1 protein-coding gene is annotated in these 4,869 nt (G+C 65.7%); it reads left to right on the forward strand.

All coding sequences use genetic code 11. The annotated features are described in order from the left end of the window. Window positions 1-3,042: Ig-like domain-containing protein (locus tag AMM33_RS21640; RefSeq protein ID WP_228768309.1), on the forward strand; the 3,042-nt coding region annotated here is incomplete at its 5' end. Window positions 3,043-4,869: the final 1,827 nt, after the last annotated feature.

A 4,869-nucleotide genomic window follows, 5' to 3' on the forward strand; every position in this document is an offset into this window, starting at 1 on the left:
GCCCAGCTGCTGGCCACCGATGCCGCTGGCAACAGCGCCACGGCCTCCGCCGCACGCAGCTACAGCGTGGACGCCACCGCCCCCACGGTGCAAAGCATCGTGCTGGACAAGAGCAGCCTCAAGCTCGGTGAAACCGCCAGTGTGACCCTCACCTTCTCGGAAAAAGTCAACGCCTTTGACTTGAGCGATCTGAGCGCCGACAACGGTGTGCTGAGCAATCTGGCCACCACCGACGGCGGCCTCACCTGGAGCGCCAAGCTCACGCCCACGGCCTCCATCGAAGACGCCACCAACGTGGTCAAGGTACTGGCCACCTACACCGACCTGGCTGGCAACACCGGCGCTGCTGCGCAAAGCGGCAACTACGCCCTGGACACCCTGGCGCCTGCGGCCATCATCAAGCTGGCCCATGAAAACCTCAAAGCTGGCGACAGCACCACGCTCACCATCAGCTTCAACGAGCCGGTGCAAGGCTTTGGCAACAGCGATGTCACTGTGGCCAACGGCAGCCTGGGCACCTTGACGAGTGCCGACGGTGGCAAGACCTGGACGGCCACGTACACCCCCACGGCCAACATCACCTCGGCCGCCAACCTCATCACGCTGGCCGCCGCTTACACCGACGCCCTGGGCAACCCCGGCGAGGCAGGCACCAGCGGCAATTACCAAATCGACACCCAGCTGCCCAGCGCCACGCTGACCCTCACAGGCAGCAACGGCGCCGCCGTCAGCAGCTTCACCGCAGGCCAAAGCGCCACCGTCACCATCAGCTTCAGCGAGGCCGTCAAGGACTTCAGCAACGCCGATGTCACCGTGGAAAGCGGCAGCCTCAGCCCCTTGTCCAGCAGCGATGGGGGCAAGACCTGGGTGGGCACCTTCACCGCCGCCAGCAATGTGGAAGACGCCACCAACACCCTGAGCGTCAACGCCGCAGGCTACAGCGACCTGGCAGGCAACGCCGGGGGCGTGGTCGCCAGCAGCAACTACGCCGTGGACACGCAAGGCCCCACAGCCACCATGGCCCTGAGCAAGAGCAACTTCCTGGCGGCCGACACGGCGCAAGTCACGATCACCTTCAGCGAGAAAGTCACCGGCTTTGACAACAGCGATGTGACGGTGGACAACGGCACGCTCAGCGCCCTGAGCAGCACCGACGGCGGCAAGACCTGGGTGGGCACCTTCACCCCCACACCCGGCGTGGCCGATGCCACCAACACCGTGAGCCTGCTCAACAGCTACACCGATGTGGCGGGCAACCAAGGTGCCAGTGCGCAGAGTGCCAATTACGTGATGGACCTGAAGGCACCGAGCGCCACCATCGCGCTCAGCGACAGCGCCTTGAAAATGGGCGAAACGGCCACCGTCACCATCACCTTCAGTGAAAAAGTGCTGGGCTTCAGCCGCTCGGACGTGAGCGCGCCCAACGGCAGCTTGGGCGATTTCACGCCCAGCGCCGACGGCCTGAGCTGGACCGCCACCTTCACGCCAGCCGATCAAAGCACGGCCGCCAGCAACACCCTGACACTGGCCAACAGCTACACCGACGAATCCGGCAACACCGGCAGTGGCGCCACAGCCACTTACGCCATCGACACGCAAGCCCCGGTTTTCACGGCCAAGCTCGACGACACCAGCAACAGCGGCAGCCTGAGCGACTTGCTGACCAACGACGCCACGCCCACGATCAGCGGCACCGGCACGGCCGGTGACACGGTTGCAGTCACCATGCCCGGCACCGGCGAAGTGATGAGCGCCACCGTGGCCGCCAACGGCAGCTGGAGCGTCACGCCCACCCTGGCCATCGTCAGTGGCAATGTGAGCATCACCGCCAGCGACGCCGCAGGCAATGTCAGCAGCGCCCAGACCCTGGCGCTGGTGGTGGACAGCAGCATCGCCACGCCCACGCTCAGCCTGGTGTGCGACAGCGGCGCCAGCAGCACCGACAAGATCAGCCAAGACGGCACGCTCAGCGTGAGCGCCGACGGTGGCAGCTCGCTCGAATACAGCACCGACGGCACTGCTTGGACGACCACCTTTGCAGCCACCGAAGGCGTCAACACGGTCAGCGTGCGGGCTACTGACGCGGCGGGCAATGTGGCCATCTCTGCGCCTTTGAGCTTCACCCTCGACAACCAAACACCCGCCTTCATTGTGGCCTTGGTGTCGGACAGCGGCGCTTCTGGCGCTGACAGCGTCAGCAAAGCCCCGGCTTTGGTAGTCACTGGCGCCGAAGCTGGTGCAGTCATCGAGTACAGCAATAACAACAGCACGACGGGCACCGTCTGGGCCAGCACCTATGCCGCCAGCGAAGGCCTCAACAGCGTCAAGGTCCGCGTGAGCGATGCCGCTGGCAACCAGCGCACGCAAGACTTCAGCTTCACCCTCGACAGCACAGCGCCCACCGCGCCCGTCATCACCCTGATCTGCGACAGCGGCAGCAGTGCCACGGACAAACTCAGCAACAACGGCGCCATCAGCGTGGCCGCCGAAGCCGGTGCCACCCTCGAATTCAGCACCAACGGCAGCACCTGGGCCAGCACCTTTGCAGCGGCCGAAGGCGCCAACACCGTCATGGCCCGCGTCACCGACGCGGCAGGCAATGTCAGCACCAGCAGCAGCCTGAGCTTCACGCTCGACAGCAGCGCCCCAGTTGCACCCACGGTGGGCCTGTTCTGCGACAGCGGCACAGCCACTGGCGCAGCCACCGACAAAGTCAGCAACAACGGCACCCTGAGCCTGTCCAGCCCCGAAGCCGGTGGACTCATCGAATACAGCACCAACGGCGTCGTCTGGGCCAGCACCTTTGTGGCCGCCGAAGGCAACAACGCGGTCAAGGTCCGCGTGACCGATGCCGCTGGCAATGTGGGCGCCATCACCGACTTCAACTTCACCCTGGACACCACCGCGCCTGGCGCACCGGTCGTCACCCTGATCTGCGACAGCGGCACCAGCGCCACCGACCTCATCAGCAGCAACGGCGCACTCAGCGTCACTGCCGAAGCTGGCGCTACGCTGCAATACAGCACGGACGGCAGCAGCTGAGCCAGCACCTTTGCAGCAGCCGAGGGCAACAACACCGTCAAAGTGCGTGCACTGGACGCCGCAGGCAATGCAGGCCCGGCCAGCAGCCTGGGCTTTACGCTGGACAAAACCATCGCCACGCCCACGCTGACCTTGGTCTGCGACAGCGGCACCCGCGCTGTGGATGCCATCACCCGCAACGGCGCCATCAGCGCGAATGCCGAAACGGGTGCCACCCTCGAATACAGCACCGATGGCACGACCTGGGCGACCACTTTTGCAGCAGTCGAAGGCGCCAACACGGTCACCGTGCGCGCCACCGACGCGGCGGGCAATGTGGCCACCTCTGCGCCTTTGAGCTTCAGCCTGAACACGCAAGTGGCCGCTTTCACGGCCAAGCTGGACGATGCCAGCAACAGCGGCAGCCTGAGCGACTTGCTGACCAACGACAGCACGCCCACCATCAGCGGCACCGGCACGGCAGGAAACACCATCCAGGTCACCATGCCCGGCACCGGCGAAGTGCTGAGCGCCACCGTGGCCGCCAATGGCAGCTGGAGCGTCACGCCCACGCTGGCCATCGTCAGCGGCAACGTGAGCATCACCGCCAGCGACGCCGCAGGCAATGTCAGCAGCGCCCAGACCCTGGCGCTGGTGGTGGACAGCAGCATCGCCACGCCCACGCTCAGCCTGGTGTGCGACAGCGGCGCCAGCAGCACCGACAAGATCAGCCGAGACGGCACGCTCAGCGTGAGCGCCGAAGCAGGCGCCACCCTTGAATACAGCACCAACGGCACGTCTTGGACGAGCACCTTTGCTGCCGCTGAAGGCGCCAACACCGTCAGCGTGCGCGCCACGGACGCGGCGGGCAATGTCGCCACCTCGAATGCGCTCAGCTTCACGCTCGACACCACAGCGGCCACCCCCACGGTGAGCCTGGACCCGATCACCGGCGACGATGCCTTAGGCCCGCTGGATGCAGCCAGCACCCAAACCCTGCTCACAGGCAAGAGCACGCTCACCCAGGCGGGCGACATCGTCACGCTGGGCTTGAACAACCAGACTTACAGCGGCACCGTCGATGCCTTTGGCAACTACAGCATCGACGTGCTCACCACCGACTTGCTCAGCGATGCCGACCGCAGCGTAGATGTGCGCGTGAGCGGCGTGGATACCGCAGGCAACAGCGGCACCACCACCGTGGCCCACGCCTACAGTGTGGACACGACCGTGCCCACCGTGCTGAGCGTGCTGCTGGACAAACCCAGCCTCAAAGCCGGCGAAACCGCCCAAGTCACCCTGACCTTCTCAGAAAAAGTCACCGCCTTTGACCTGGCCGACCTGAGCGCCGACAACGCCGTGCTCAGCCAATTGGCCAGCACCGACGGGGGCCTGACCTGGACCGCCACCCTCACCCCGACTGCCGCCATCGAAGACACCACCAACGTGGTCAAAGTCCTGGCCACCTACACCGACCTGGCAGGCAACACCGGCCTGACGGCCCAAAGCAGCAACTACAGCCTGGACACCCTCGCCCCCAGCTTCACCCTGCAACTCGATGACGCCAGCAACAGCGGCAGTCTGGGCGACACCCTCACCAACGACAGCACACCCACCTTGAGTGGCACCGGCAACCCCGGCGATACCCTGCGCATCACGATGCCTGGTGCCCCTTCAGCCACCCCGCCCGTCACCGGCGAAGTGCTCACCGCCACCGTCGCCGCCGACGGCACCTGGCGCGCCACACCCACCCAGGCCATCACCTCAGGCACCGTCAGCGTGGTCTCCACCGACGCCGTGGGCAACACCAGCAGATCGGAAGAGCACGTCTGAACTCCAGTCACACAG

This window comes from Limnohabitans sp. DM1 (assembly GCF_001269385.1).
Taxonomy (GTDB): domain Bacteria; phylum Pseudomonadota; class Gammaproteobacteria; order Burkholderiales; family Burkholderiaceae_C; genus Limnohabitans_A.